Below are 25,470 nucleotides of genomic sequence, written 5' to 3'. Positions count from 1 at the left end.
GAGCGGATCAGCCGGAGGTCTCGTCCTCCAGGCCGCGCATCGCCTCGGCCACGGTGCCGAACAGCGGCAGCAGGCCCTCCAGCCCGGCCTCTCCCAGCACCCGGCCGACATGACCGCGGCCGTCGGCCAGCGCCATCAGCCCGTCCCGCTGGTGCATGTGGTGGGCGAGCAGCACCAGCATGTCCACCCCGAAGTCGTCGAGGAAGTGCAGCTCGCTCACGTCGATGATCAGCCGCGCGCCCCGGCCGCCCAGTTGCTGGATCTCCTGCTCGACCTGATCCACGGTGGCATCGTCAAGGCTTCCGCTCAGGGCGATGACCGCCCAGGTGCGTCGGAAGTCCGGAACTTCCCTACGTTCCGCCACGACCCCTGATCGTTCCACTGTCTCGGCATGGATGGGGCGACTTTCCCCGGCCCTCCGGCGCGGCTTCCACCCAGCGGGACAGGAGATCAGGACGAAGGCTCGGCAGGCCCGGCCACGCGGTACGAGGCTGCCCAGGCGGCTCTGGCCTTGCGGGCCCGCTCGGCGGCGCCGCTGTGCCAGGCGGCACGTTCGCGGTGGTGGGCGACGTCCCCGGAGCCGCGCTCCGCGCACGACTCGAAATGGCGGGCGGCCCGTTCGTGGACGGTGGCCAGGACCTGGTAGGCCACGGACTGATCGAGCGCCGCCCGCAACGGCACGGGAACGGGGCCGAGGGAGTCGTGGTCGGCCCGTGGCAGGCCCGCTCGCAGGCGCTGCAGCCGGATGCCCGCCCGCCGGGCCCGCTCCCCGGCTCGCGCGGCCCGCTCGGCCGCCGCCTTCGCCAGCCGCAGGAAGCCGTCGCTTCCTCCTGGCTCCATGTCACGCCGTCCGTGGTGCTGCGACGAAGGGCGGTCCAGGGCGGACATGGCGGCTCCTCACCCGAGTGCGCCACCCCGCCACAGCGGTGGTCTCATCACTCCACCACCGGGTCCATCGGCGCGCTCCATCACCACGATAGACCTCATCGTGTTCGCCGCAATACGTCGTGTCACGCCAGGCGGTGCCGGCCGTTGCCGGCCCGCGCCGGCTCGAACGGGATCGACTCCGTGGGCTCGGTACGCTGCCGCCGCTGCTGCACGATCCGGGTGGCCAGCACCGCCGACCCCAGCAGCGCGATCGTCAGCATCGTCCCCAGCACGTCGGAGGCGGGCGGGGTGGGCCGCACCACCCGCTGGTCCTGCATGGGCACGGCGAGCTCGTGCGCGAACGGGTTCGGCCACAGCAGGTCCACCCGCGGCTCCTCCGCGTGGGCGGTCTTCTTCTCCTCGACCGGCGCGCCCGTGCCGACCGTCTGCGGCCGCCTGTCCGGGGGAGTGGCGCGGGGCCGGGCAGGGGCGGCCGAGGCGGTGCTCTCCCAGCCGCGCCCCGTACGGACCTCCGTCGGCGTGGCCGAGGGCGTGGCCCGGGGGGCCGGCTGGTCGGCGACGGCCTGGTCCTCGCAGGCGAGCACCGGCAGGCACACGTCGCCGAGCGTCTCCGGCACCAGCCCGGTCCTGCTCGGCCTCGGCGTGGTGGGCGAGGTGGTGGACGGTTTGACGGAGGAGGTCGTGGAGGGGGTGGCCTTGGTGGTGGGCACCGCCTCACCGACCCGGCCGAGCACCTCGTCGGTGGCCTTGTCCACGCCGTCGGTCACCGGGTCGGTGGCGCCGCCGGTCAGCGTGTCGACGGTGCCGGTGACGGCCTCCACCACGTCGCACAGCGTGTTGGTCACCCCCGAGAGCAGGCCCCCGTCGCGCGTGCAGTCCTGGACGGCGGCCGAGGCGGCAGGTGCCCCCATCGGGACGGCCACCAGCGCCACCGCGAGAACTCCAGCCGAGATCGCGGTCCTGCTCCCCATCCGTCCCCTCCTGCGTCGCTTCCGGGGGAAATCTTTATGGACATCGGACGTCAGACGCAGGCGTTTGCCGGGTAAAGTTGCGATTCGGTATCGAGTAGTGATACGCGAGAAGGTCTCTCGTTCCAGGTCGCGGCGGTCGCGCGGCCGGTCAGTCGAGCGATGACACGTCATCGAGGGCCTCGCGGATCTCTATCGGCAGCACGACGTCCTCCGCGGGGAGGACACCCTTCAACTGCGCGTGCGTACGTGCCCCGACGATGGCGGAGGCCACGCAGGGCTGATCCCGCACCCACGACAGGGCCACGGCCAGGGGCGACACGCCGAGCCCGTCGGCGGCCGTCATGACGGACTCCACGACCCGCCTGCTGCGCTCGTCCAGGTAGGGCCGGACGAAGTCGGCGAAGTGCGGCGTGGCGGCGCGCGAATCGGCCGGGATGCCGGTGCGGTACTTGCCCGTGAGCACCCCCCGCCCCAGCGGCGACCAGGCCAGCACGCCCACCCCCAGGTGCGCGGCGGCGGGCAGCAGCTCGCGCTCCGGCTCGCGCGCCAGCAGGGAGTACTCGGCCTGGGCCGAGGTGATCGGGATGCGGCCGGGGACCGTCTTCTGGGTGACGGCGGCGGCGGCGAGCTGCCAGCCGGTGTAGTCGCAGACGCCCGCGTAGACGGCGCGCCCGGAGGAGACGATGGCGTCGAGCGCGGCCAGGGTCTCCTCCAGGGGCACCTCGGCGTCGTAGGTGTGCAGCTGCCACAGGTCGACGTAGTCGAGCCCGAGCCGGTTGAGCGAGTCGTCCACCGCGGCGATCAGGTGGCGCCTGGAGGCGTCGCGCGGGCGGCGGCCGGTCGGCGTCACCACGGCCTTGGTGGAGATCACCAGCTCCGCGCGCGGCACCGAGTCGCGCAGCATCCGCCCCAGCAGCCGCTCGGCGTCGCCGCCGGTGTAGACGTCGGCCGTGTCGACCAGGGTGCCACCCGCGTCCATGAACGTGCGGAGCTGGGCGGCGGCCTCGTCCGCGTCGGTGTCACGACCCCAGGTCATCGTGCCGAGCCCCAAACGGGACACCGACAGGCCGCTGTGGCCGACATAGCGCTGCTCCATGATCCCGCCAGGTTACCGTCCAGGCCGATGAAACGTTGTGATCGACGCCTGCGACACTTGCTGGATGACCACGCTGCTTCTGGCCCGGCACGGGCTGACGGACCTCACCGGGCCGGTGCTGGCCGGCCGCACCCCGGGGGTGCATCTGAGCGAGGCGGGAAGGGCGCAGGCCGCCGCGCTCGCCGGGCGCGTCGCGGGCGTCAGGCTCGACGCCATTGTCTCCAGTCCGCTGGAGCGCTGCCGGGAAACGGCGGAAGCGGTCGCGCAGGGCCGGGAGATGGACGTGCGCATCGACGACCGGTTCATCGAGTGCGGCTACGGGGAGTGGACCGGGCGGCCACTGGCCGAGCTCGCCAAGGAGCCGTTGTGGCAGGTCGTGCAGGCGCACCCGAGCGCGGTGACCTTTCCGGAAGGGGAGTCGCTGGCCGGGATGCAGCACAGGGCCCTCGCGGCGGTCCGGGAGTGGAATCGAACCCTCGGGAGTAAGGCTGTCTACCTGGTTTGCAGCCACGGCGACGTGATCAAGGCGATCGTCGCGGACGCTCTGGGCCTTCATCTCGATCAGTTTCAGCGGATAACAGCCGATCCGGCGGCCCTCACCGTCATTCGCTATGCCCCCTTGCGTCCCTTTGTTCTCAGGGTCAACGATATGGGGGAATTGCGGCTTCCTGAGGATTCGGAGGAGAAAGACGGGGGAGAAAACATCACCGGGAGCGATGCCGCCGTCGGCGGCGGACCAGGAACCACGTAAGGTCAGGCTATGCCGGTCTTCGACTACGACCCACCAGAGAGGTTCGTCGCCGGTGCCTTGGGGCAGCCGGGCGCGCGGGTCTTTTTTCTGCAGGCCAGGGCCGAGGGCAGACTGACCACGGTGGCGCTGGAGAAGTTGCAGGTGGCCGCGCTCGCGGGCAGGCTCGACGAGCTGCTCGACGAGGTGCTGCGGCTCAGCGGGGGCACCGCCCAGGTGCCCGCACTGGCCCCGGCCGACCTGGCCGACGACGCTCCTCTCGACACGCCGGTCGCGGAGGACTTCCGCGTCGGCACCATGGCGCTGACCTGGGATGCCGAGAAGGCGCAGGTGGTGATAGAGGCGCAGGAGGTCATCGACGAGGACGATCTCGACACGACCGACCCCGCGGTGCTGCGCGTGCGCATCAGCGCCGGCGCCGCGCGCGCCTTCACCCAGCGGGCCCTCCAGATCGTCGCGGCGGGCCGACCGCCGTGCCCCCTGTGCGGGCAGCCGCTCGACGCCGCCGGTCACGTCTGCGTCCGTCTCAACGGCTATCGCGGGGGTGAGGCGGCTTCATGACCGCTCCCGAGAGCGAACCGGCCATCAAGCCTCCCTCCCCACCGCCGTCCCTGCATGACGAGGACGCGCTCGCGCTGCTGCGCGACGGCACGCTGGAGGTCGCCGGCCGCCTCGTCGAGGCGACCAACATGACGCTCTACTGCTCGGTCAAGCTCGGCGACAGGTCGGCGGCGTGCGTCTACAAGCCCGTACGCGGCGAGCGCCCCCTGTGGGACTTCCCCGACGGCACCCTCGCAGCCCGCGAGGTGGCGGCGTTCGAGGTCTCCCAGGCCACCGGCTGGCGCATCGTCCCGCCCACCGTCTACCGCGACGGGCCCTTCGGCCCCGGCATGTGCCAGCTCTGGATCGACACCGAGCGCGAGATCGACCTCATGCGGCTGGTCAAGAGCCGCAACCCGGTCGTGCGGCGGATGGCGGTGTTCGACGCGGTGGTCAACAACGCCGACCGCAAGGGCGGCCACCTGCTGCCGCTGCCCACGGGCCACGTGTACGGCGTCGACCACGGTGTCTGCTTCTCCGTGGAGGACAAACTCCGCACGGTCCTGTGGCAGTGGCGCGGCAAGCCGCTGGCCCGCGAGGCGGTGGCGGTGCTGGCCAAGCTCGAGCGCGACATCGAGTCGGGCTCGCTCGGGCGCAGGCTGCGCGAGCTGCTGACGCTGGCGGAGGTCGAGGCCACCTGGCAGCGGGTCAGGAGGCTGCTCGACACCGGCGTGCATCCGTACCCGTCAGAGGGCTGGCCGGCCATACCGTGGCCCCCCATATGAAAGACCGGGGGCCCGTTTAATACCCTTTGCCCATGTGCACGCTGATCGTGAGAACCGGGCGGCGGCTGAGCCTCATGGGCGTCCGGGACGAGCTCGCCGACCGGCCCTGGGAGGGGCCGGGAGAGCACTGGCCCGAGTACCCGGGCGTGATCGGAGGGCGTGACCTCAAGGCCGGCGGCACCTGGCTGGCCGTCAACCCGGCGGACCGCCGCGCGGCGGCGCTGCTCAACGGCCGCGGCCGGGCCGCCGACGAGAGGACCAAGGTCTCTCGGGGCGACCTGGCGCTGCGGGCGGCCTACACGGGGGAGCTCCCCGCCGAGGCCGGGCTGCGCGACTACGACCCCTTCCACCTCGTGCTGGCCGACCTGTCGCGGGTGCGGCTGCTGAGCTGGGACGGCGAGCGCGCGGCCGTGTCGGAGCTGCCCCAGGGCACCAGCATGGTCGTCAACACGGGCCTGGACCCCGGCAGCGAGCGGGTCGTGGCGTACCTGCCCCGCTTCAGGGACTCCGAGCGATGGGGTGAACTGATCAAGGCCGAGCCGTCCGCCGACCCCGGGGCGCTCATCGTCAGGCACGAGCTGCCGGACGGCCGGATCTTCGCCTCCCTGTCGGTGATGGAGGTCGAGATCGCGCGGGAAGGCGTGACCTACGACTTCACCGACCTGACCGCCGATCGGGACGGATAGGCTCAAAGACATGAGATCGTGGTCTGCCCAGAACGTCCCCAAACTCCCAGGTGAGAGCATTCCGCTCAGTCTCTACGACACCTCGGCCAAGCAGGTGCGGCAGACCGACCCCGGCCCCACCGCCAGGATGTACGTCTGCGGCATCACCCCCTACGACGCCACCCACCTCGGCCACGCCAACACCTACCACGCCTTCGACCTCGTCGGCAGGGTGTGGCGCGACGCCGGCCACGAGGTGCACTACACGCAGAACGCCACCGACGTGGACGACCCGCTGCTGGAGCGGGCCGACCAGACCGGCATCGACTGGCAGGAGCTGGCCGAGCGGGAGATCGAGCTGTTCCGCGGCGACATGGAGGCGCTGCGGATCATGCCGCCCCGCGAGTACGTCGGCGTCACCGAGGTCGTCGGCCAGGTGGCGGACCTGATCGCCAAGCTGGCCGCCAAGGGCGTCACCTACGTCCTCGACGGCGACGTCTACTTCAGCGTGGCCGACGCGCCCAAGTTCGGCCAGGTGTCGGGTTACACCGAGCAGGAGATGCTCGCCCTGTTCGCCGAGCGCGGCGGCGACCCCGGCCGGGAGGGCAAGCGCCACCCGCTCGACTGGCTGCTGTGGCGGGCCGAGCGGCCCGGCGAGCCGGCCTGGGACTCGCCGCTGGGCCGGGGCCGTCCCGGCTGGCACATCGAGTGCACCGCGATCGCCCTCGACAACCTGGGCGCCGGCTACGACGTGGCCGGCGGCGGTTCCGACCTGATCTTCCCGCACCACGAGTGCGGCGCCTCCGAGGGGCACGCCGCGACCGGCGAGTGGCCGTTCGCGAAGTTCTACACGCACGCCGGCATGGTGGCGCTCGACGGCGAGAAGATGTCGAAGTCCAAGGGCAACCTGGTCTTCGTCTCCAGGCTGCGCCAGGAGCACGACCCCATGGCGATCAGGCTCGTGCTGCTGGCCCACCACTACCGGGCCGACTGGGAGTACGTGCCCGACATGATGGCGCAGGCGGAACGGCGGCTGGCGCTGTGGCGCTCGGCCGCCGCTCTCACGGCGGGGCCGCCCGCCGGCGAGCTGCTGGCGAAGGTGCGCGAGCGGCTGGCCGACGACCTCGACTCGCCCGGCGCGCTGGCCGCGGTGGACGCCTGGGCCGAGCAGGCCCTCGCGGGCGGCGGCCGGGACGAGTCGGCCCCCGGCCTCGTCCGCGACCTGGCCGACGCCCTCCTGGGAGTCGCCCTCCGCTGACCCGGACCTTCACAAGCGGCCGCCCGAGCAGGGCGGCCGCTTTTTCGTTGCGCCCAGGCAGGGATCCGCAACCGTACTACCGCTTCGGAGGGGGAGTGGGATACCCTGATAATCAGTAGTACTGATTATCAGGGAGGGTGTTATATATGATTCTGATCACCGGCGGGCTGGGCTTCATCGGCACGCACACCACCCGAGCCCTGCTGGACCTGGGGGAGTCCTGCGTGCTCGTCCAGCGCCGCCCCGCCGAGGTGCCCGCCGCCTTCGCGGCCGAGGCCGGTGAGCGGCTCTTCGTCGAGCGGGCCGACGTCGCCGACGAGCGGGCCCTGCTCGAGATCGGCGACCGGCACAAGATCACCGGCATCCTGCACCTCGCCGGCTCCATGCCCTGGCCGCCCGGCGCGTACGAGCCGATCGAGCACACCGAGCGGGCGGTGCGGAGCCTGCTCGCCATGTTCCGCGCCGCCCGCGCCTGGCAGGTACGCCGGCTCGGCCTGGCCAGCACGATCGGCGTGTACGCCGGGATCACCGCCGACGGGCCGCTGAGCGAGGACCTGCCGCTGACGATGAGCGCCCCGCACGCGATCCCCCGCTTCAAGAAGATCGGCGAGTTGCTGGCCGACCACCTGAACGAGGCCCTCGACGACGTCGAGGCGGTCAACTACCGCATCGGAGGCATCTGGGGGCCGCTCGGGCACAACCCGGACCCGTTCTTCCCGGTGCCGCAGCTCGTGCACGCCGCCGCCCGCGGCACCGAGCCCGACCTGTCCGCGGTGATGGGGGAGACCCGCATGGGCAACGGTCTCGACGCGTGCTACGTCAAGGACTGCGCGCGGGCGCTGGCGCTGCTGCAGACGGCCGGGCGGCTGCGGCACCGCACGTACAACGTGGCCTCGGGGCGGATCACCACCAACGGCGACCTGATCGCGGCGATCAGGAAGCTCGTCCCCGGCGCGCGCGTGGACATCCCGGAAGGGCGCGCTCCCGGCCCGGTCGACAACCCCCTCGACATCACGCGGCTGCGCGAGGACACCGGGTTCGAGCCCGCCTACGACACCGAGCGGGCGGTCGCCGAATACCTGGAGTGGCTGCGCGCGGGCCACGAGCGCTAGGCAGCAGGAACCCCCGCCGGTGCGCCGGCGGGGGCGAGGTTGGGCCGCGACGGCCTCCCGCCCGTGCTGGGCGGGGGCCGGGGCTGTCAGACCTGCAGGCGTTCGAGCTGCTCGATCGCGGCGAGCTCGGCCGAGAACCACTCGATCGTGCGGCGCAGCCCCTCCTCGGCGGGCACCGTCGCCCGCCAGCCCAGCCGCTCGGCGGCCAGCGAGGTGTCGGGACGCCGGACCTTCGGGTCGTCGGCGGGCCGGTCGATGAACCGGATCTCCGACGACGTCCCCGTCAGGTCCTTGATGAGCGTGGCCAGCTCCAGCATGGTCAGCTCGTCGGGGTTGCCGATGTTCACGGGCCCGGCGAAGTCGCTGCGGGCCATGGCCAGGATGCCCGAGACGGTGTCGTCGACGTAGCAGATGGAGCGCGTCTGCGAGCCGTCACCGGTGATCGTGATCGGCTCGCCGGTCAGGGCCTGCCGGATGAACGTCGGGATCGCCCGCCCGTCGAACGGGCGCATGCGCGGGCCGTAGGTGTTGAAGATGCGCACGATAGCCGTGTCGGTGCCGCGCGACTGCCGGTACGCGGTGGTCAGCGACTCGGCGAAGCGCTTGGCCTCGTCGTACACGCTGCGCGGCCCGACCGGGTTGACGTTGCCCCAGTACGTCTCCTTCTGCGGGTGCTCCAGCGGATCCCCGTACACCTCGCTGGTCGAGGCCAGCACGAACCTGGCCCCCTTCTCCCTGGCCAGCCCCAGCGCGTGCAGCGTGCCGACACTGCCCACGCGCAGCGTCTCGATCGGATAGCGCAGGTAGTCGGCCGGCGAGGCGGCCGAGGCGAAGTGCAGCACGAGATCCAGCCGGTCGGGCACGTGCACGTACCCGGTCAGATCGCACTCGATGAGCCGGAACTCGGGCCGTTCGAGCAGATGCTCCACGTTGCGCGGCCCCCCGGTGAGGAAGCTGTCCATGCAGACCACCTCCGCACCCTCGTCCAGCAGTCGCTCGCACAGGTAGGAGCCGAGGAACCCGGCACCTCCGGTGACCAGAGCCCTCATGAGATGACCTCCATGGCAGCGTCGACGACTTCGGAAACCTCGATCTTCAGCAGCCCCGGATCGGGCCGCTGACCATGCGGATCACCGTTCTGCCCGGCCCACAGCGCCACGTGGCGCCAGCCGGGCGGCGGGCCCCACAGCCTGGGCGAGACCGGACCGAACAGCACCACCGACGGCACGCAGAACGCCGTCGCCAGATGAGCCACGCCGGTGTCGCCGCAGACCACCAGCTTCGCCCTGCTGACCAGGTCGACCAGGTCGGCCAGACAGGTGCGCCCGGCCAGCATCCGCTCCGGAGGCAGCCCCGCCAGCTCGGCGACCCGGGCGGCGATCGGCACCTCCTCCGCGTTGCCCGTGACGATCACGTCGTCCAGCGCCGCCGCCACCTCGGCGAACCGCTCCGGCGGCCAGCGCCGCGCGGGATAGGCGGCGCCCGGATGCACGATCGCCGGCCCCGTGCGGTCGGAGATGCCCAGCGTCAGGTCACCGGGGTCGGCGGGGATGCCGTGCCACTCCAGCAGGTCGCACCACCGCCGCACCTCGTGTACCCCCTCCTGCCACGGAGGCCCGGTGCCGAAGCTGATCAGCCGCCCGGGCTCCGTGCGCCGCAGCGCCTCGATGCTCTGCGGTCCCCGCCCGTGCAGGTTGACCGCGACGTCCGGGCGCTCGAACGGCACCGCGTCCATCGGAACGGGGCCCGGCCCCGACACGTCCACCTGGTCGTCCACCGCGCCGATCAGCGGCAGCAGGGCGTCCAGGTACCGCGGCGCGGCCAGCGTGATGCGGTGCGCGGGAAAGGCCTGGCGCAGCGACCGCAGGGCGGGCACGGCCGTGAGCAGGTCGCCCAGGCCGAGCCCGCGCAGCGCGAGGAGTTCTAGGGCCATGACGTCTCCGTGGACGGGCACACGACGAGCTCTCTCACCTCGCATCCGGCCGGCTGCCGCAGCGCGAACACCACGGCCTGGGCCACGTCGGCCGGATCGTTCAGCCCCGCCTCGGGGCCCGGCTTGTACTGCTCGGGACGGCCGTCGAAGAAGCTCGTCCGCATGCCTCCGGGGATCAGCAGCGTCACCCCGATCTCCCCGCGCGTCTCGATCGCCAGGCCCCGGGTGAAGCCGACGACGCCGAACTTCGAGGCCGAGTACGCCGACGCGTCGCTCAGCGGACGCAGCCCCAGCGTCGAGGCGCAGGTGACGACCTTGCCCCGGGTGTGCTTCAGGTACGGCAGCGCCGCCCGCACGACCGAGGCCGTGCCCAGCAGGTTCACCTTGATGACCCGCTCCCAGTCGTCGGCGGGCACGTCCTCCAGCCGCCCGCACGCGTCGATGCCCGCGGCCGTCACGACGGCGTCCAGGCCGCCGGCCCGCTCGGCCAGCTCGCGCACCGCGCGCTCGGCCTGCGCCCGATCGGCCAGGTCCGCCGTCACGTGCTCGAAGCGCTGGTCGGGCGCGCGCACGTCCACGACGAGGGCCTTCCAGCCCTCCTTCTCCACGGCCTCGGCGGTGGCCAGGCCGAGCCCGGACGCGCCCCCGGTGATCAATACTTTCACTGGATCTCCCTGATCAGATTGGTTGTCGAACGCCCCGGCAGGGTGCTCAGCACGACGATCTCCGCGCCGAGTCTGCCGAGGACCTCGGACTCGGGCAGCACTTCCCCCTCGTAGTCGCCGCCCTTCACCCACACGTCCGGGCGCAGCTGCTCGATGGCGGCGGCCGGGGTGTCCTCGTCGAACACCAGCACCGCGTCCACGCAGCCCAGCGCCCGCAGCACCTCGACCCGGTCGCGGACGTCCACGATGGGCCTGGACGGGCCCTTCAGCCGGCGTACGGAGTCGTCGGAGTTGACGCAGACGACCAGTGCGTCGCCCAGCGCCCTGGCCCGCCGCAGCAGGCTCACGTGGCCCGCGTGCAGCAGGTCGAAGCAGCCGCCCGTGGCGATCAGCCGGCCGCCGTGCGCCCGGGTGAGCCTGGCCACCTCCAGCGCCGTGCGCGGCCGGTCGCCGAGCCGCTGCTCCTGCACCTTCACGGTGGCGGCACCGCCGCGCTCGACGAAGCGGGAGGCCTCGCCCACGCCGACCGTGACCGCCTCCTCCGCGCCCGCGCCGTCGCGCAGCGCCAGCGCGGCGGCCCCGGCGAGCCGGTCGCCCGCGCCGCACGCGTCCTGGCCGCCCGCCCGCACCGGCGGCGGCACCGTGGTCAGCGGGCCGCCCGCGATGGCGAGCGCGGCCCCGCGCTCGCCGGTCGTGACGGCCACCGCCCTGGCCCGCAGCGCCCGCACCAGCCGGCGGGCCGCCTGGTCGGGGCCGTGGTAGCCGGACGGGCAGAGCATCCGCGCCTCCGCCTCGCTGGGCGTCAGCAGCGCGCAGCCGGGCATCGGCTGCTCGCCGCGGGGATGGGGGTCCCACACCACCGGCACGTCCACCTCGCGCAGCAGCTCGCGGGCCATCCTGGCCACGCCCCTGCCGTAGTCGGAGACCAGCACCGCGCCGGCCCGGCCGATCGTCTCGATCGCCTCCGCGGTGGGGGAGTACCTGGCCGTGCCGTCGCCGGTGTCCAGCCTGACCAGCGTCTGGCCGCGCGCCCTGACCCTGGTCTTGCGCACGGTGCCGCCGCGCAGCGGGAGCCGTACCAGGTCGAGCTCCGGCGACAGCAGCCCGCACAGGCGGTGCCCGTCGGGGTCGTCGCCGACCGCCGTGATCAGCACGACGTCCGCGCCGTCGCGGGCGGCCAGCAGCGCCGCCAGCCCGGCCCCGCCGGGGCGGGCCTGCTCGGTGGAGACATCCACCACCGGCACGGGCGCGTCCGGGCAGAGCCGCTCGGTCTCGCCCTCGACGTCCACGTCGAGCAGCGTGTCCCCGATGACGACCAGCGGCCTCTCCGTCACAGCGCCTCCTCTACGGCGTCGCACAGCAGGTGGATCAGCGCCAGGTGCACCTCTTGCACGGTGGCGGTCTCGCCGGGGATGGTGACCGCCTCGTCGCACAAACCGGCGAGCGGGTTCGGGGCGGGGCCGGTCATGGCCCACGCCACGAGCCCGGCCTCCTGCGCCGCCCTGGCCGCGGCCAGCACGTTCGGGCTGCCGCCGCTGGTGGACAGGCACAGCAGCACGTCCCCGGTACGGCCGTGCGCGCGCACCTGGCGGGCGTAGACCTGCTCGGCGCCGAAGTCGTTGGCGATCGCCGTCAGCGACGAGCCGTCGGCGTGCAGCGGGATCGCCGCGTACGGCTGCCTGTCGTCCCTGAACCGGCCGACCAGCTCCGCCGTCAGATGCTGCGCCTCGGCCGCCGATCCGCCGTTGCCGCAGGCCAGCAGCCTGCCCCCGGCGGCCAGCACGCCGGCCAGCTTGCCTCCCCAGGCCCGGACGGTGACCGCGTGGTCATCGACCTTCTCCAGGGTGTTCCAGAGCTTCTCCAGATGAGCGTCCACGATCAACCCCCCAGGGCCGCCAGCCGGCAGACCTTTCCGTCGATGACCTGTGCGTACACGGCCTCGGTCAGCTCGGCCACGCGGGGCCAGCCGTACCGCTCCCTGGCCCGGCGGGCGCCGGCCGCGCCGAGCGTGGCGCGACGCTCGGGGTCGCCGAGCACGTCCTTGAGCGCCCTGGCCAGGGCGCGCGGGCGGCGCGGCGGCACGAGCACGCCGCAGCCCGCCACCGTGTCCAGGTGGCCGCCGACCGCCGAGGCGACGACCGGCACGCCGCACGCCATGGCCTCCACGGGCACCATGCCGAACGGCTCGTACCAGGGCACCGTCACCACGACGTCGGCCGAGCGCATCAGCGCCGGCACGTGCTGCCGCGGCACGGAGCCGATGACGTGCACGCGCTCCTCCAGCCCGTACCCCTCGGCCAGCTCGCGCAGCCTGAGCACCTCCTCGTCGTCCTCGCTGCCGCCGGCGATCACCAGGTTCGCCCCGGGGACCTGGCGCAGCGCCGCGATCACGGTGTCCACGCCCTTGCGCGGCACCATCCGGCCGATGCTGAGCACGAGCGGGCCGTCCGTGCGCGGGGCCACCGGCCCCTCCGGGCAGAACGCCGACAGGTCCACCCCGCACGGCACGACCGCGATGCGGTGCTCGGGGACCCCCATCGCGCACAGCTCGTTCACCTCGTCGCTGCAGGTGGCCAGCACCATGTCGGCCCGCAGGCCGATCTCGCGCTCGGTCTCGAGGCGGTGCGCGGGGCTGGTGTCGGCCGCGCCCTGCCAGCGCCGCTTGACCGTGCCCAGGGCGTGGAACGTCTGCACCACCGGCACGCCGGCGGACGCCGCCGCCCGCAAGGCCGCCTGCCCGCTCATCCAGAAGTGGGCGTGGGCGACGTCCGGCGGGCGGGCGGCCCAGCGCGCGGCCAGCCGCTCGGTGAACTCCGGCATGAACGGCGGCAGCTCGTCCTTGGGAACGGGAGCCGCGGGGCCCGCGGGCACGTACTCGACCGTGACGCCGGGCGCCAGGCTCACCGACTCCGGTTGCGACTCGCAGGAGCGACGGGTGTGGACGACGACCGTGTGCCCCCGCTCTGCCAGGGCCACTGCCAGCGCGGCGACGTGGACGTTCTGGCCGCCGGAGTCGACGCCGCCGACTACCGCCAGCGGGTCCGCGTGCTCCGAGATGAGATCGACCTTCACTGCGTCAGCTCCCTCACTGCCTTGACCACCTGCTCACTTGTCACCTGGGACAGGCACGGGTGCCCGGGCACCGGGCAGACGCGCGCCCTGCTGCCACGGCAGGGCGCCTGCTGATCGCCCAGCAGCACCGCGGGCACGCCGTACGGGGCCCACCGCACCGCAGGGACAACAGGGGCGAACAGGCTCACGACCGGCGTTCCGACAGCCGCGGCGAGGTGCGCGGGGCCGGTGTTGCCCGCCACGAGCACACCGGCCCGCTCGATCACGGCAGCCAGTTCTGCGAATGTGGTCACGCCGCCCAGGTCGACCGCGACATCGCTGGCCACGTAGGCGGTGAGGTCCCGTTCTGTGCCGGTCACGACGACCTGGTGCCCGTCGTCGGCCAGCTCCCGCACTGTCTGCCGGTGCCTTTCGGCAGGCCACGTACGGGCGGGGGCCGATGTCCCTGGGTGCACCACGACATACGCGCCTTTGTCGGCAACGCCGCCGACGCCTACACAGTGCCCCGTAAATTTCCCAATATCCGGCAACGGTCGCTGAACAGCGAGTTTCCCCTCATCGCCCTCCGGCAGCCCGAACCCGGCCGCCTCCGCCACGGCCAGCATGCGCTCCGCCTCCGGCACGTCGACGCTCTCGTCCACCACGTGCCGCACGTCGAGCAGGGAGCCCGGGTAGTCGTTGCTGATCGCGGTGATCCGCTTCACCCCGGCCAGCCGCAGCAGCAACGCCAGCGGCAGCGCCGACTGGTGGAACGACGTCAGCAGCACCGCCTCGTCGATCCCGGCGGCCCGCTCGACCAGCTCCTCGACCCCCGCCCCGGTGACCGGCGGCGGGGTGTGGTCGATCCACGGGGCACGCCACACGATCACGCGGTCCACGCCGGGCAGCAGCTCGGCCGCCGCCCTGCCGTTCGGGCCGGCCAGGAAGACCACCTCGCGGGCCCTCGTACGGACCGCGCGCACGGCAGGCCCGGCCAGCAGCACGTCACCGGCGTCGTCCACCCGCGCCACGAGCACGCGCCCTCTGTCTCCTGCGGTCCGGTCCTTGCTGGAACGTTCCTGCCGGCCCCTGCTCATCGCCGCACCCTCCATTCCCCCCGAAGCCGGTGCGCGCAGGCGACCGGCGGGATCAGCACGCTCGTGACGGCCATCCGCAGCACCTCCCGCGGGGTACGCGGGCCCGGCGCGATCCGCCGCCACGCGAAGTCCGCGGTCAGCGCCGCCCACGCCGCCCCCGCCCCCCACGCCGCCACCCGGGTGCCCGGGCGGGTGCGGGTCGCGGCTGCCGCGGCGCCGAGGAGCACCGCCGCGAGGCCCGTGGCGGTCGTCAGCGCGTGCAGGCGCAGCCGTCCCGGACCGCCGCCGATGTCGGCGCGCCACGAGGGCCCGTGCAGGCGGCGCATGAGCGCGTCGTCCGCGTTGCCCCGCTGGAAGCGCACGCTCGCCCAGAACCCGTCGGCCCGGACCGGATGCTCCGTCACGCGCTCGCCCCTGACCAGCCGGTGCCCGGCCCGCGTCACCCGCAGCGCCAGATCGGCGTCCTCCCGGTACGCCCGCGGGAACCGCTCCTCGAACCCGCCCACGGCCTCCAGGACCGCCCTCCGGTAGGCCATGTCGGCCGTCACCCACAGCGCGTCGGTGAGCCCGGCGGTGTGCCGCTCGCCGTCGGTGGGCCGGCGCCCCGCGGGCAGCGGCACCACGATGCGCCCCTGGCTGCCGGCCACGTCGTCGGGCAGGTCCACCAGGTCCTTCCAGACCACCTCGGCCCATCCCGGCGCGGGGATCACGTCGTCGTCGAGGAAGACGACCCACGGCGTGTCCGCGGCCCGCCACCCGGCGTTGCGCGCCGCCGCGGGCCCGCGGCCGCCCGACCGGACGACCCGCACGTTCCCCGGCAGCGGCCCGGGAAGCAGCGGCTCAGGCGGCAGCGGCGCAGGCAGCAGCGGCTCAGACACGGCGGGCGGCTCCTTGCCCCGGGCGCCGCCCTTCCGCGCGGCGCCGGCCCTGTCGTCCACCACGATCACCGGCACGCCCGGCCCCACGGCCGCGAGCGTGTCGCGCAGGGTGGGCCGCCCGATGGTGGGGATCACCACGGTGATCACGAGGCGAACACCTCCCCCCGCCGCACCACGTACGGCCCCAGCACCAGCACGTCCACCGGCGAGGACCCGAAGCACTCCAGCGCGTCACGCGGATCGTCCACCATGGGCCGCCCGGCGGTGTTGAGGCTCGTGTTGACCACCACCGGCAGCCCCGTACGCGCCTCGAACTCGCTCAGCACCCGCGCCATCAGCGGCTGCTCCCGCGGCGAGATCGTCTGGATCCTGGCCGTCCCGTCCACGTGCACGACCGCGGGGATCCGCCCCGTCCAGTCCGGGTGCACGTCGTGGACGAACAGCATGTACGGCGACGGCACCGGCCCCCGCCCGAAGATCTCCCGGGCCCGCGACTCCAGCACCATCGGCGCGATGGGCCGGAACTGCTCGCGGCCCTTGACGTCGTTCAGCCGCTCGGTGTTGCGGGCGTGCCCCGGATGCGCCAGCAGCGACCGCTGCCCCAGCGCCCGCGGCCCGTACTCGGCCCGCCCCTGGAACCAGGCCACGATCCGGTCGGCCGCCAGCTCGGCGGCCACCGCGGCGGCCAGGTCGGCGGGGCGGGTGTACGGCACGCGGGCCACGTCCAGCCACGCCCCGAGCTCCTCGTCGGTGAAGCCGCGCCCGAGCGCCGCGTCCGGCATGGGCGCGGCCGGCTCGCCGTACGACTGCGCCAGGTGCAGCGCCCCGCCGAGCGCGGTGCCCGAGTCGCCCGCCGCGGGCTGGACCCAGATCTCGTCGAACGGGCCCTCGTCCAGCAGCTTCGTGTTGGCGACGCAGTTCAGCGCGACCCCGCCGGCCAGCGCCAGCCGCCGCTCGCCGGTCCGCTCGTGCAGCCAGCGCACCAGCTCCAGCAGCACCTCCTCCAGCCGGGCCTGCACGCTGGCGGCCAGGTCGGCGTGGTCGGAGGTCCACGGGGCGCCCTTCTTCAGCGCCTTGGCGTAGACGCTCCAGTCGACCGGCTCGACGCGGAACCCGCCGTCGCCGGTCGTGTAGATCACCTCGCGCAGCGCCTCCAGGTGGCGGGGCCGGCCGTAGGAGGCCATCGCCATCACCTTGTACTCGTCGCTGGAGCGCAGGAAACCCAGGTGCTCGGTGACGTCCTCGTACATGAGGCCGAGGGAGTGCGGCAGCTCCTGGGCCGCCAGCACCTCCAGCTCGCCGCCCCGGTAGCGGCCCGCCAGGTGGGAGACGTTCTCGCCGCGCCCGTCGGCCACCAGCACCGCGCAGTCGCGCCACGGCGCGGCCAGGCCCGCCGAGGCGGCGTGCGCCACGTGGTGCGGCACGTAGCTCACCTGACCGGGGTCCAGGCCGGGCAGGGCCGTGGCGAGGAAGGCCGGGGCGCGCACCGCGTACCTGGTCCGCAGGTCCTCCCAGTCGCCCTCCGGCTTCTGCACCACCAGCGACGGGTCGTAGGAGTAGGCCACCGCGTCGATGTCCTCGGGGGACAGCCCCGCCTCGTGCAGGCACCACGCGGCGGCCTGCTCGGGCAGCTCCCACGCGGAGAACGCCAGCGGCCTCTTGCCGTGCTTGCGGCGGCTGAAGCGCTCTTCCTCCGCCGCTGCCACGATCTTCCCGTCGACCACCAGCGCGGCGGCCGGGTCGTGGAAGATCGCGTTGATGCCGAGAAACTTCATGCTTCCTCCCCCTAAGGATGTCGAGAACCGCTACCGAGAGAAGCGGTTCTCAAACATCGAGCGACGCCGCGAGATGCGAAAACAGGCGCTAGCTCCTGGGCTTGGTCACTTTAAGTAGTTGTTTGCCAGGACAGGCGCCGGGTAGCTGCCGGACACGCGACGGAGGTGAAAGGTGTTCGAAAAGCGACGTCCCGGCGCCGTGCTCTTCGACCGGGACGGGACCTTGATCAGGGACGTGCCGTACAACGGCGATCCGGACCTCGTGGAGCCCATGCCGGGCGCGATCGAGGCGCTGGGCAGGCTCAGACGCGCCGACGTCCCGGTGGCCGTGGTCACCAACCAGTCGGGCGTCGCCAAGGGCCTGCTGTCCCCTGACGAGATGGACCAGGTGAACGCCAAGGTGGAGGAGCTGCTCGGCCCGTTCGACGCGTGGGCGATCTGCGTGCACGACGACGCCGACGGCTGCACCTGCCGCAAACCCGCGCCCGGGCTCGTGATCAGAGCCGCCGCCGTGCTCGACGTCAGCCCCCGCGACTGCGTGGTCGTGGGCGACATCGGCCGCGACATGGAGGCCGCCAGGGCCGCCGGCGCCAGGGGCATCCTCGTCCCGACCCAGGAGACGCTGCGGGAGGAGATCCGGCAGGCCGCCGAGGTCGCCGACGACCTGATCGACGTCGTGGACCGCGTGCTGAGCGACGCCGAGAGCCCCGTGCCGGCCGCGGCGGCGCCCTGGGCCCGCGCCATGGGCTGGAGCCGCTGGTGAGGATCCTCATCTGGCACGTACACGGCTCGTGGACCAGCGCGTTCATCCGGGGGTCCCACGAGTACCTGCTGCCGCTCGTTCCCGGCCGTGGTCCCGATGGCCGGGGGCGGGCGGCCACCTACGACTGGCCGGAACGCGCCCGCGAGGTGCCCTGGGACCGGCTGCGCGACGAGCCCGTGGACGTCGTCGTCTACCAGCGCCCGCACGAGCTCGACCTGGCCCGCGAGTGGCTCGGCCGCGACGTGCCCGGCCTGTACGTCGAGCACAACACGCCCGCGGGCGACGTGCCCCGCACCCGCCACCCGCTCGCCGGCCAGAGCGACATCACGCTCGTGCACGTCACCCACTTCAACGAGCTGTACTGGGACAACGGCCGCGCCCCCACCCGCGTCGTCGAGCACGGCATCCCCGACCCCGGCCACCTCTACACGGGCGAGCTGCCCAGGGCCGGCGTCGTGGTCAACGAGCCTGTGCGCCGCACCAGGGTCGCCGGGACCGACCTGCTGCCCCGCTTCGCCGAGCGGGTGCCGCTCGACGTGTTCGGGATGAAGGTGCGCGAGCTGCCGTACGGCACCCACGAGGACCTGCCGCAGCACGTCATGCACGCCGAGCTGGCCCGCAGGCGCGTCTACCTGCACCCCTACCGGTGGACCTCGCTGGGCCTGGCCCTCATCGAGGCCATGACGATCGGCATGCCCGTGGTCGCGCTCGCGGCCACCGAGGCGATCGAGGCGGTGCCGCCGGAGGCGGGCGTGCTGTCCACGAAGGTGAACGTGCTGGCCGACGCGCTGCACGCCTTCGCCCAGGATCCGGAGAGCGCGAGCCAGGCCGGCAAGGCCGCCAGAGCCGCCGCGCTGGCGCGATACGGGCTCGACAGGTTCCTCGCCGACTGGGATGCGCTGCTCAGCGAGGTATGAGGCCCGGGGCGATGGGTAGGCGCGAAGAGCATGATGATGATGCTCGACTGGACCCGCAGGGCCGCCTGCCTCGACCTGGACCCGGAATTGTTCTTCCCGATCTCCATGGAAGGTCCGAGCCAGTCGCAGGTCGAGCGGGCCAAACACGTTTGTGACGGCTGCCCCGTGCGCGAGCCGTGCCTGGAGTACGCGCTGAGCACCAGGCAGGCGTACGGCGTCTGGGGCGGCACCGATCCCGGCCAGCGGCGCGAGCTCGGCCTGCGAGCCGAGGCCGCCGCGCGACACTAGGGGCCCGGACGCCCGTCGCCCGGATGTCCCTCGCCCGGACGCCCGCCGGCTGGACGCCCGCCGGATGGACGGCCGCCGGCAGGGCGGCCGATCGCCGCCAGGACGGCGGCGAGGCAGTCCTGGGCCTGGGCGAGGCCGGCGCGGTGCCGCTCGGGTGAGGCCGCGGCGAGCTCGCGGCGGATGGTGACCGCCTCCACCGCCAGCGGCAGCGCCTCGACAGCAAGGCCGCGCCCGGTCAGGGGCGTGCCGAGGTCGACGAGCACCTCGGCGAGGTCGGCCAGGTAGCGGCCGGGGGAGGCCGCGGCCGGCCGCCGGTAGACGGAGACCGCCTCCCGCTCGGCGCCCGAGGCCGCTGCCGCGTGCTCCCGCTCCCCGAGATGCGCCCGCTCCATGAGCCTTCGTGCCCGCCTGCCCTCCTCGCCCTCGTCTCCCGTCACGGTCAGGACGCGAAGGCGGTCTGCGGGGCGTTCGGTCCCCGAACTGGCCTATCGCAAGACCTGCCGCTGACACCGAGCAGCCCGGCCGGCTGCTCACCCACCCGGCTGCTCACCCACCCGGCTGCTCGCCCACCCGGCTGCTCGCCCGGCGTGCCCCCGCCGGCTCGGCGGTCCGCTCTCCCGCCCGGCTCAGCGGCCGGTGGGCAGGGCCTCGGCGAGGAACCGTTCGCGCTCGGCCGCTTCGAGGTGGTCGCTGAACAGCACCCCGTCGAGGTGGTCGACCTCGTGCTGCAGCACCCTGGCCAGCACCCCGAGCGCGCGCACCGTGACCGGCTTGCCGAACATGTCGCGGCCACGCGCCGTGACCATGTAGGAGCGTTCCAGTGGCCACCACACGCCGGGCGCCGACAGGCACGCCTCGTCCGCGGTGACCTTGCGCTCCGACAGCTCCAGCCGGGGGTTGACCAGGTGGCCCGACTTGCCGTCGTAGGAGTAGACCACCACCCGCACCGGCTCCCCGATCTGCGGAGCCGCCAGCCCGGCCCGCCCGGACGCCGCCCGCATGGTCGCGGTCAGCGACTTGACCAGCCGTCTCAGCTCCCGATCGAAATCCTGGATCGGCGCCGAGACCGAGCGGAGCACCGGATCATCGAACATGCGAATAGGCCGGACCGTCACCCGCAACTCCCCGATAGGCCGCGATCGTCACGATGAACGCTTCCCTGGAGTGCGCCCCGCCAATCGCGAAGGTCGTGCCTTGTAGCACAGCGGTAACAGAAGAGACCCAGCGGCGAAACCACCCGGAACCAGTATCGGAGGGTGATCTCACTTGCGTCACACGCGCCTGTGATGCCTGGCCGGGTGCTCGGGGCCCGGCCAGGCATCGTCGACTACCTGGAGGTGCAGGCATGAGCGCGCTTCCCCAAGAGGGCGGCTCTTCCCCGGAGACGGCGCCGGACGCCCTGGCAGGCTTCACCGTCGGCGTCACCGCGACGAGACGGCGCGAGGAGTTCGGAGCGCTCCTGGAGCGCCGCGGCGCGCGCGTGGTCAGCGCCCCCGCCATCCGGCTCGTCCCGCTGGCCGAGGACACCGACCTGCTCGCCGCCACCCGGCAGAGCCTGGAAGGGCCGCTCGACGACGTCGTGGTCACCACCGGCGTCGGCTTCCGCGGCTGGATGGCCGCGGCCGAGGGCTGGGGCCTGTCCGCCGACCTGGGCGAGCACCTGTCCAAGGCCCGCCTGCTCACCCGCGGCCCCAAGGCCAGGGGAGCGGTGCGCGCCGCCGGTCTCAACGACCACTGGACCCCCTCGACCGAGTCGTGCAACGAGGTCAAGGATTACCTCCTGGCCCAGGACCTGCACGGGCGGCGCATCGCGGTGCAGCAGCACGGCGAGCCGCTCACCGACTTCGTGGCCGCGCTGCGCGAGGCCGGGGCCGAGGTGATCGAGATCCCGGTCTACCGGTGGCTGCCGTACCGCGACATCTCGCCGCTGCGCCGCCTGATCAGCCAGACCATCACCGGCTCCGTGGACGCGGTCGCCTTCACCAGCGCGCCCGCCGTGCACGCCATGCTCGGCGCCGCCAGGTCGGAAGGGCTGGAGGAGGCGCTGCTGGCCGCGTTCAGCGGACCGGTCGTGGCGGCCTGCGTCGGGCCCGTCACCGCCGAGCCGCTCACCTCGCGCGGCGTCCCCACCCTCCAGCCGGACCGCTCCCGCCTCGGCGCGCTGGCCCGTGCCCTGGCCCGTCACCTGCCGGAGCACGGCGTCACCCGCCTCACGGCCGGCGACCACCGGCTCGAGATCCGCGGCCACGCCGTGGTCGTGGACGGCGAGCTGCGCCCGCTGCCGCCCGCCCCGATGGCGGTGCTCAAGCGCCTGGCCGACAAGCCGGGGCACGTGGTGTCGCGGGCCGAGCTGCGTACGGTGCTGCCGGGCAGCGTGGCGCGCGACTCGGCCGAGCACGCCGTCGAGATGGCCATCACCCGGCTGCGCCGCGCCCTCGGGCCCAGCGGCATCGTCGAGACGGTGGTCAAGCGCGGCTACCGGCTCGCCTGCCTGTACGAGGCGGGCCTTTGACCTCCACGGCCGCGCGGTTCCTCCAGCACCGTCGTCATCACCACCACCACGAGGAGAACACCATGCCCTGCGCCACCCCGTTCTCCGGCCGCGGCAGGCGCGCCGGAGGAAGCCGGTGACGCCCGCACTCGTCCTGGCCGCACACGGAACGCGCAGCGCCGAGGGGGAGCGGACCCTCTCGGAGCTGGCGGAAGCGGTCCGCAGGGCCCGCCCGGGGCAACGCGTGGAGCTGAGCTACCTGGAGATCAGCTCGCCCCTCCTTGCGGAGGTCCTGCCCGAGGTCCGCGGCCCGGTGGTCGTGGTGCCGCTGCTGCTGGCGGGCGGCTACCACGTGCACATCGACCTGCCCGAGGTCATCGCCGAGCACCGCCCGGACGCGGTGGTGGCCGGCTGGCTCGGCCCGCACCGGCTCCTGACCTCGGCGCTGGCACGCAAGCTGGCGCGGGCGGGCCTGCGCTCCACGGACGCCGTCCTGCTCGGCGCGGCCGGCTCCTCCGACCCCTCGGCGCTGGCCGACGTGCGCGCCGCCGCCCACCGGCTCGCCGTACGCCTGGCGCGCCCGGTCACGGCCGCCTTCGCCTCGGCGGGCACGCCGTCGCTGGAGGAGGCCATGGAACGGCTCGCCTCGACCCCGGCCGCCCGCGTGGCCATCGCCTCGTACGTGCTGGCGCCCGGCTTCTTCCACGACCGCCTCGCCTCGGCCGGCGCCGGCCTGGTCAGCGAGCCCCTGGGCGCGGACCCGGACGTGGCGGCCCTCATCTGGCACCGCTACGACCAGGCCCTGCACCGCCGCCACCGCACCACCGCGGAGCCGCAGCCCTTGCGCCGCGCCTGACCCCGGCCCGGCCACCCGCCGGGCCTCCCGGCCTGCGGCGGGACCACCGGCCGACGCGCCGCCCCACGGCGCGGGTCACCGGCCGGGCTCCCCGGCCCCACGGCACGCGCCGTCGTCAGGGCTTCCCGGCCTCTGGACGGGCGCGGTGGGCCGCTCGTCGGGCGGCGATCCGCTCCGGCCGTCACGCGGGCTGGGGGACGGGCTCCAGCCGCAGTTCCCGTACGATCTCGCGGGCGCTGACCTCGCGCGCGGGCCCGGCGTCCGCGCCGACGAACATCTCGATGTAGGCACGATGGAAGCAGCCCGCGACCAGCAGCCGCGCGCTCGCCTCCGGGTCCACGTCGGGCCGCACCCGCCCCAGCCGCTGCTCGGCCGCCAGGTACGCGGCCAGCGGCGCCGTCTCCGTGCGCGGCCCGAGCCCGTTGTCGCGGATGGCCTGGCGGAAGCGGACGGTCACGTTCGGGGAGGTGAAGGCGGGCAACGCCGCACTTTGTACATCTATGTAGTAGTCAATCCCCGCACGAGCAATCGGTAGAAGATTATCCGATACGGACCCTTTTCCGATGCGGTGAGAGAGATCGTGAAGGATGCTCAGCCAGAGGGGGAGCCGATCCTGCAGCAGGGCGAGGAAGTAGTCCACCGAGCCGCCGGTGCGGTCCTCCCTGAGCGAGACGGCCATCTGGAGGACCCGCTGCCTGGTGTCCTGGCTCCTGTGGTGCGGGTCTACGTGAGGTGTCGCCATGGCATGCCTAACGTGCGCGGTCAGTTGAGCAGGCATCACGTGCGAAGCCGAGGTCCCGGACGGTCCCGGGATTTAGGGGGCGCTTAAATCTAGGGTCCCAACTTGGTGCAAACTTATACGGGTCCCGATTATTACCCGAAAGCGGGAAAAGATGTGGAACTTAATACCTGAAGGTTAGCTGTCAGTGTCGCGATCTCTACGTCGCAGGTAGCGCTCGAACTCGGCCGCGATCGCATCGCCGCTGGCCTCGGGCAGCTCGGCCGCGTCCTTGCGCTCCTCCAGCTCCTTGACGTACTCGGCCACCTCGCTGTCCTGCGCGGCCAGCTCGTCCACGCCGCGCTCCCAGGCCCGGGCCTCCTCGTCGAGGTCGCCCAGCGGCATCGGGATCTCCAGCACGTCCTCCAGCCGGCGCAGCAGCGCGAGCGTGGCCTTCGGGTTGGGCGGCTGGGCCACGTAGTGCGGCACCGACGCCCACAGCGAGATCGCGTCCAGCCCGGCCTTGCCGAACGAGTGCTGCAGCACCCCCACGATGCCCGTCGGGCCCTCGTAGCGGCTCAGCTCCAGGTTCGTCGAGCGGGCCAGGCCCGCGTTGGTCGCCCCGCCCAGGATCGGCACGGGCCGGGTGTGGGGCGAGTCGTTGAGCAGCGCGCCGAGCATCACGGCCAGCTCGACGCCCAGCTCGCGGCAGATGTAGATGATGTCGTCGCAGAACGAGCGCCAGCGCATGTTGGGCTCGATGCCGCGCAGCAGCACGACGTCGCGCTCCACGCCCGCAGGACGGGCGCGCAGCAGCCGCGTGGTCGGCCACACGATCGACTGGGTCAGGCCGTCGCTCATCTCGACCACGGGCCGGGTGACCTGGAAGTCGTAGTAGTCGTCGGGGTCGAGCGCGATGAGCGGCTCGGCCTTCCACGCCGACTCGAGGTGGGCGATCACACCGCTGGAAGCCTCGCCCGCGTCGTTCCACCCTTCGAACGCGGCAATGAGCACCGGGTCGACGAGCTCGGGGAGCCCTTCGAGCTCTATCACGTGTCGCCTCCTCTCTCCATCGTCCCGCTTAGCCTATGCGGTAAGGAGGCATCGCCGTCACCGATCTCCCCCCGAACGCGGCCCTGCGCCCGCCCCTGGGGCGTGCGGGCTGGTGGGGGAGGCGGGCGGCTCAGCGGTGCGCGACGGCGGGGCCGGCGGCGGCGTACGGGCTCGAACGCCGCGTAACGGCTGGTGGACGGCTCGCCCGGCACGGGCTCACCCGGCCCACGCGTCCCCGCGCGGGCCGGGTGACGACCGCCGCACCGGCCCCGCCCGCTGCGCCGCCGGGCTCCGGGGCCGGCGGGCGTTCGCGAGCCGCGAACTCGGCGGCGCGCTGCGCGGCCGGCCCGCGGCGTCGCCCACCGCGTGTGCGCCGCGACGGCTGCCCCGCGCGGCCGTCCGGAGCGCCGCCGTCCTGGGGTGCGGGTGCGCTCAGCGGCCCCCGGCCGTCGTGTGGACGACGAGGACGTCGCACGAGGCCCGGTGCGTCACCCCCGACGGCACCGACCCGAGCAGCCGCCCCGCCAGGCTGTTGAGCCCCCGGTTGCCCACCACGAGCAGATCGGCCCCGTGCCGGGACGCCAGCGACACGAGCACGTCCACCGCCTCCCCCTGCTCGGCCGCCAGCAGCACGTCCGAGGCGCCCGCCGCCACGGCGTGCTCGCGGGCCGCCCGCAGCGCGTCGTCGGCGGGGGTGGAGCCGCTCACCTTGTACGCCAGCTCCCCGAGCCGGTCGGCGGCGGCGGCCCGCGTGCTCTCCCGCATGGGCAGGTAAGCGCACGCCAGCACGAGCGTGGCGCCGGTGGCCGCGGCCAGGGAGGCGGCGGCCGAGACGGCGCGGAAGGAGGAGGCGGAGCCGTCGGTGCCGACGAGGACGGTGCGGTAGGCCATACGAGCCCCCAATTGGACGCCGCGTACAATT

Annotated in this window: 29 protein-coding genes; 11 read left to right on the top strand and 18 right to left on the bottom strand. The window is 73.5% G+C overall.

Annotated features, from left to right (window positions below):
* Nucleotides 1-7: 7 nt before the first annotated feature.
* From AB0I79_RS29185 to AB0I79_RS29170, 4 genes are all read right to left on the bottom strand, one after another.
* Nucleotides 8-364, bottom strand: coding sequence for an STAS domain-containing protein (locus AB0I79_RS29185; protein ID WP_357879215.1), 357 nt, complete (start codon nucleotides 362-364; stop codon nucleotides 8-10).
* Between the two features lie 86 nt (nucleotides 365-450).
* Nucleotides 451-888, bottom strand: coding sequence for a hypothetical protein (locus AB0I79_RS29180; protein ID WP_357879212.1), 438 nt, complete (start codon nucleotides 886-888; stop codon nucleotides 451-453).
* Between the two features lie 122 nt (nucleotides 889-1,010).
* Nucleotides 1,011-1,859: a hypothetical protein gene (locus AB0I79_RS29175; RefSeq protein WP_357879209.1), complete on the bottom strand. Its 849-nt coding sequence runs from the start codon at nucleotides 1,857-1,859 to the stop codon at nucleotides 1,011-1,013.
* Nucleotides 1,860-2,007: 148 nt separating this feature from the next.
* Nucleotides 2,008-2,955: an aldo/keto reductase gene (locus tag AB0I79_RS29170; RefSeq protein WP_357879207.1), complete on the bottom strand. Its 948-nt coding sequence runs from the start codon at nucleotides 2,953-2,955 to the stop codon at nucleotides 2,008-2,010.
* 64 nt (nucleotides 2,956-3,019) lie between these two features.
* Here AB0I79_RS29170 and AB0I79_RS29165 point away from each other — a divergent pair, with 64 nt between their 5' ends.
* The 6 genes from AB0I79_RS29165 (at nucleotide 3,020) to AB0I79_RS29140 (ending at nucleotide 8,063) form a co-directional block, all read left to right on the top strand.
* On the top strand, nucleotides 3,020-3,706 hold the full coding sequence (locus AB0I79_RS29165; RefSeq protein WP_357879204.1) for an MSMEG_4193 family putative phosphomutase: 687 nt from the start codon (nucleotides 3,020-3,022) through the stop codon (nucleotides 3,704-3,706).
* 9 nt (nucleotides 3,707-3,715) lie between these two features.
* Nucleotides 3,716-4,264 (top strand): DUF3090 domain-containing protein, encoded by a 549-nt coding sequence (locus AB0I79_RS29160; RefSeq protein WP_357879200.1) that lies wholly within the window; start codon nucleotides 3,716-3,718, stop codon nucleotides 4,262-4,264.
* Nucleotides 4,261-5,028 (top strand): SCO1664 family protein, encoded by a 768-nt coding sequence (locus tag AB0I79_RS29155; RefSeq protein WP_253742053.1) that lies wholly within the window; start codon nucleotides 4,261-4,263, stop codon nucleotides 5,026-5,028. The genes AB0I79_RS29160 and AB0I79_RS29155 overlap by 4 nt, the downstream gene beginning before the upstream one ends.
* Nucleotides 5,029-5,060: 32 nt before the next feature.
* Nucleotides 5,061-5,714: an NRDE family protein gene (locus AB0I79_RS29150; RefSeq protein ID WP_357879197.1), complete on the top strand. Its 654-nt coding sequence runs from the start codon at nucleotides 5,061-5,063 to the stop codon at nucleotides 5,712-5,714.
* Between the two features lie 10 nt (nucleotides 5,715-5,724).
* Nucleotides 5,725-6,951, top strand: a complete 1,227-nt coding sequence (gene mshC / locus AB0I79_RS29145) for a cysteine--1-D-myo-inosityl 2-amino-2-deoxy-alpha-D-glucopyranoside ligase (protein WP_357879195.1) — start codon at nucleotides 5,725-5,727, stop codon at nucleotides 6,949-6,951.
* A gap of 146 nt (nucleotides 6,952-7,097) precedes the next feature.
* Complete coding sequence (locus tag AB0I79_RS29140; protein ID WP_357879192.1) at nucleotides 7,098-8,063, top strand: NAD(P)-dependent oxidoreductase; 966 nt, start codon at nucleotides 7,098-7,100, stop codon at nucleotides 8,061-8,063.
* 86 nt (nucleotides 8,064-8,149) lie between these two features.
* Here the strand turns inward: AB0I79_RS29140 and AB0I79_RS29135 are convergent, their stop codons facing one another.
* The 9 genes from AB0I79_RS29135 to AB0I79_RS29095 are packed head-to-tail and all read right to left on the bottom strand — an operon-like array spanning nucleotide 8,150 to nucleotide 17,462.
* Nucleotides 8,150-9,112: a UDP-glucuronic acid decarboxylase family protein gene (locus AB0I79_RS29135; RefSeq protein WP_357879189.1), complete on the bottom strand. Its 963-nt coding sequence runs from the start codon at nucleotides 9,110-9,112 to the stop codon at nucleotides 8,150-8,152.
* Complete coding sequence (locus AB0I79_RS29130) at nucleotides 9,109-9,996, bottom strand: glycosyltransferase family 9 protein (protein ID WP_357879186.1); 888 nt, start codon at nucleotides 9,994-9,996, stop codon at nucleotides 9,109-9,111. Before AB0I79_RS29130 ends, AB0I79_RS29135 begins: the two co-directional genes overlap by 4 nt.
* Entirely contained in the window at nucleotides 9,987-10,661 is a 675-nt protein-coding gene (locus AB0I79_RS29125) for an SDR family oxidoreductase (RefSeq protein WP_357879182.1), read from the bottom strand. The genes AB0I79_RS29130 and AB0I79_RS29125 overlap by 10 nt, the downstream gene beginning before the upstream one ends.
* Nucleotides 10,658-11,995 (bottom strand): PfkB family carbohydrate kinase, encoded by a 1,338-nt coding sequence (locus AB0I79_RS29120; RefSeq protein ID WP_357879179.1) that lies wholly within the window; start codon nucleotides 11,993-11,995, stop codon nucleotides 10,658-10,660. The genes AB0I79_RS29125 and AB0I79_RS29120 overlap by 4 nt, the downstream gene beginning before the upstream one ends.
* Nucleotides 11,992-12,525 carry an SIS domain-containing protein gene (locus AB0I79_RS29115; protein ID WP_357879752.1) on the bottom strand — a complete coding sequence of 178 codons (534 nt, stop codon included), beginning with the start codon at nucleotides 12,523-12,525 and terminating at the stop codon, nucleotides 11,992-11,994. The genes AB0I79_RS29120 and AB0I79_RS29115 overlap by 4 nt, the downstream gene beginning before the upstream one ends.
* Nucleotides 12,526-12,539: 14 nt before the next feature.
* Nucleotides 12,540-13,733 (bottom strand): glycosyltransferase, encoded by a 1,194-nt coding sequence (locus tag AB0I79_RS29110; RefSeq protein ID WP_357879176.1) that lies wholly within the window; start codon nucleotides 13,731-13,733, stop codon nucleotides 12,540-12,542.
* Entirely contained in the window at nucleotides 13,730-14,809 is a 1,080-nt protein-coding gene (locus tag AB0I79_RS29105) for a glycosyltransferase family 9 protein (protein WP_357879172.1), read from the bottom strand. The genes AB0I79_RS29110 and AB0I79_RS29105 overlap by 4 nt, the downstream gene beginning before the upstream one ends.
* On the bottom strand, nucleotides 14,806-15,834 hold the full coding sequence (locus AB0I79_RS29100; protein ID WP_357879169.1) for a glycosyltransferase: 1,029 nt from the start codon (nucleotides 15,832-15,834) through the stop codon (nucleotides 14,806-14,808). The genes AB0I79_RS29105 and AB0I79_RS29100 overlap by 4 nt, the downstream gene beginning before the upstream one ends.
* On the bottom strand, nucleotides 15,831-17,462 hold the full coding sequence (locus AB0I79_RS29095; protein WP_357879166.1) for a carbamoyltransferase C-terminal domain-containing protein: 1,632 nt from the start codon (nucleotides 17,460-17,462) through the stop codon (nucleotides 15,831-15,833). The genes AB0I79_RS29100 and AB0I79_RS29095 overlap by 4 nt, the downstream gene beginning before the upstream one ends.
* A 172-nt stretch (nucleotides 17,463-17,634) precedes the next feature.
* Here AB0I79_RS29095 and AB0I79_RS29090 point away from each other — a divergent pair, with 172 nt between their 5' ends.
* Genes AB0I79_RS29090 through AB0I79_RS29080 form a run of 3 tightly spaced genes read left to right on the top strand, consistent with a single transcriptional unit; the run spans nucleotide 17,635 to nucleotide 19,430 of the window.
* On the top strand, nucleotides 17,635-18,225 hold the full coding sequence (locus AB0I79_RS29090) for an HAD-IIIA family hydrolase (protein WP_357879163.1): 591 nt from the start codon (nucleotides 17,635-17,637) through the stop codon (nucleotides 18,223-18,225).
* Complete coding sequence (locus AB0I79_RS29085) at nucleotides 18,222-19,142, top strand: glycosyltransferase (protein WP_357879160.1); 921 nt, start codon at nucleotides 18,222-18,224, stop codon at nucleotides 19,140-19,142. The genes AB0I79_RS29090 and AB0I79_RS29085 overlap by 4 nt, the downstream gene beginning before the upstream one ends.
* Nucleotides 19,143-19,172: 30 nt before the next feature.
* Nucleotides 19,173-19,430, top strand: a complete 258-nt coding sequence (locus AB0I79_RS29080; RefSeq protein WP_357879157.1) for a WhiB family transcriptional regulator — start codon at nucleotides 19,173-19,175, stop codon at nucleotides 19,428-19,430.
* Here AB0I79_RS29080 and AB0I79_RS29075 read toward each other — a convergent pair.
* Both AB0I79_RS29075 and def read right to left on the bottom strand, forming a co-directional pair.
* A complete protein-coding gene (locus tag AB0I79_RS29075) occupies nucleotides 19,427-19,867 on the bottom strand; it encodes a hypothetical protein (RefSeq protein WP_357879155.1) in 441 nt (146 codons plus the stop codon). The genes AB0I79_RS29080 and AB0I79_RS29075 overlap by 4 nt on opposite strands.
* 189 nt (nucleotides 19,868-20,056) lie before the next feature.
* Entirely contained in the window at nucleotides 20,057-20,545 is a 489-nt protein-coding gene (def, locus tag AB0I79_RS29070) for a peptide deformylase (RefSeq protein WP_357879152.1), read from the bottom strand.
* A gap of 230 nt (nucleotides 20,546-20,775) precedes the next feature.
* Between def and AB0I79_RS29065 the strand changes: the two genes are divergently transcribed.
* Nucleotides 20,776-21,942, top strand: a complete 1,167-nt coding sequence (locus AB0I79_RS29065) for a uroporphyrinogen-III synthase (RefSeq protein WP_357879149.1) — start codon at nucleotides 20,776-20,778, stop codon at nucleotides 21,940-21,942.
* A gap of 115 nt (nucleotides 21,943-22,057) precedes the next feature.
* Complete coding sequence (locus AB0I79_RS29060; protein ID WP_357879145.1) at nucleotides 22,058-22,777, top strand: CbiX/SirB N-terminal domain-containing protein; 720 nt, start codon at nucleotides 22,058-22,060, stop codon at nucleotides 22,775-22,777.
* 181 nt (nucleotides 22,778-22,958) lie between these two features.
* On the opposite strand, the gene AB0I79_RS29055 is transcribed toward AB0I79_RS29060, so the two are convergent.
* The 3 genes from AB0I79_RS29055 to AB0I79_RS29045 all read right to left on the bottom strand — a co-directional run bounded on the left by AB0I79_RS29055 (nucleotide 22,959) and on the right by AB0I79_RS29045 (nucleotide 25,439).
* Nucleotides 22,959-23,258, bottom strand: a complete 300-nt coding sequence (locus AB0I79_RS29055; protein ID WP_357879141.1) for a TetR/AcrR family transcriptional regulator C-terminal domain-containing protein — start codon at nucleotides 23,256-23,258, stop codon at nucleotides 22,959-22,961.
* Between the two features lie 435 nt (nucleotides 23,259-23,693).
* Nucleotides 23,694-24,548, bottom strand: coding sequence for a PAC2 family protein (locus AB0I79_RS29050; RefSeq protein WP_357879138.1), 855 nt, complete (start codon nucleotides 24,546-24,548; stop codon nucleotides 23,694-23,696).
* Between the two features lie 432 nt (nucleotides 24,549-24,980).
* Nucleotides 24,981-25,439, bottom strand: a complete 459-nt coding sequence (locus tag AB0I79_RS29045) for a universal stress protein (RefSeq protein WP_357879135.1) — start codon at nucleotides 25,437-25,439, stop codon at nucleotides 24,981-24,983.
* Nucleotides 25,440-25,470 lie beyond the last annotated feature (31 nt).

The organism is Nonomuraea sp. NPDC050202, assembly GCF_040656115.1.
Taxonomy (GTDB): domain Bacteria; phylum Actinomycetota; class Actinomycetes; order Streptosporangiales; family Streptosporangiaceae; genus Nonomuraea.
The sequence above is the reverse complement of the archived record's forward strand: the minus strand, read 5'-3'. Positions and strand labels throughout refer to the sequence as shown.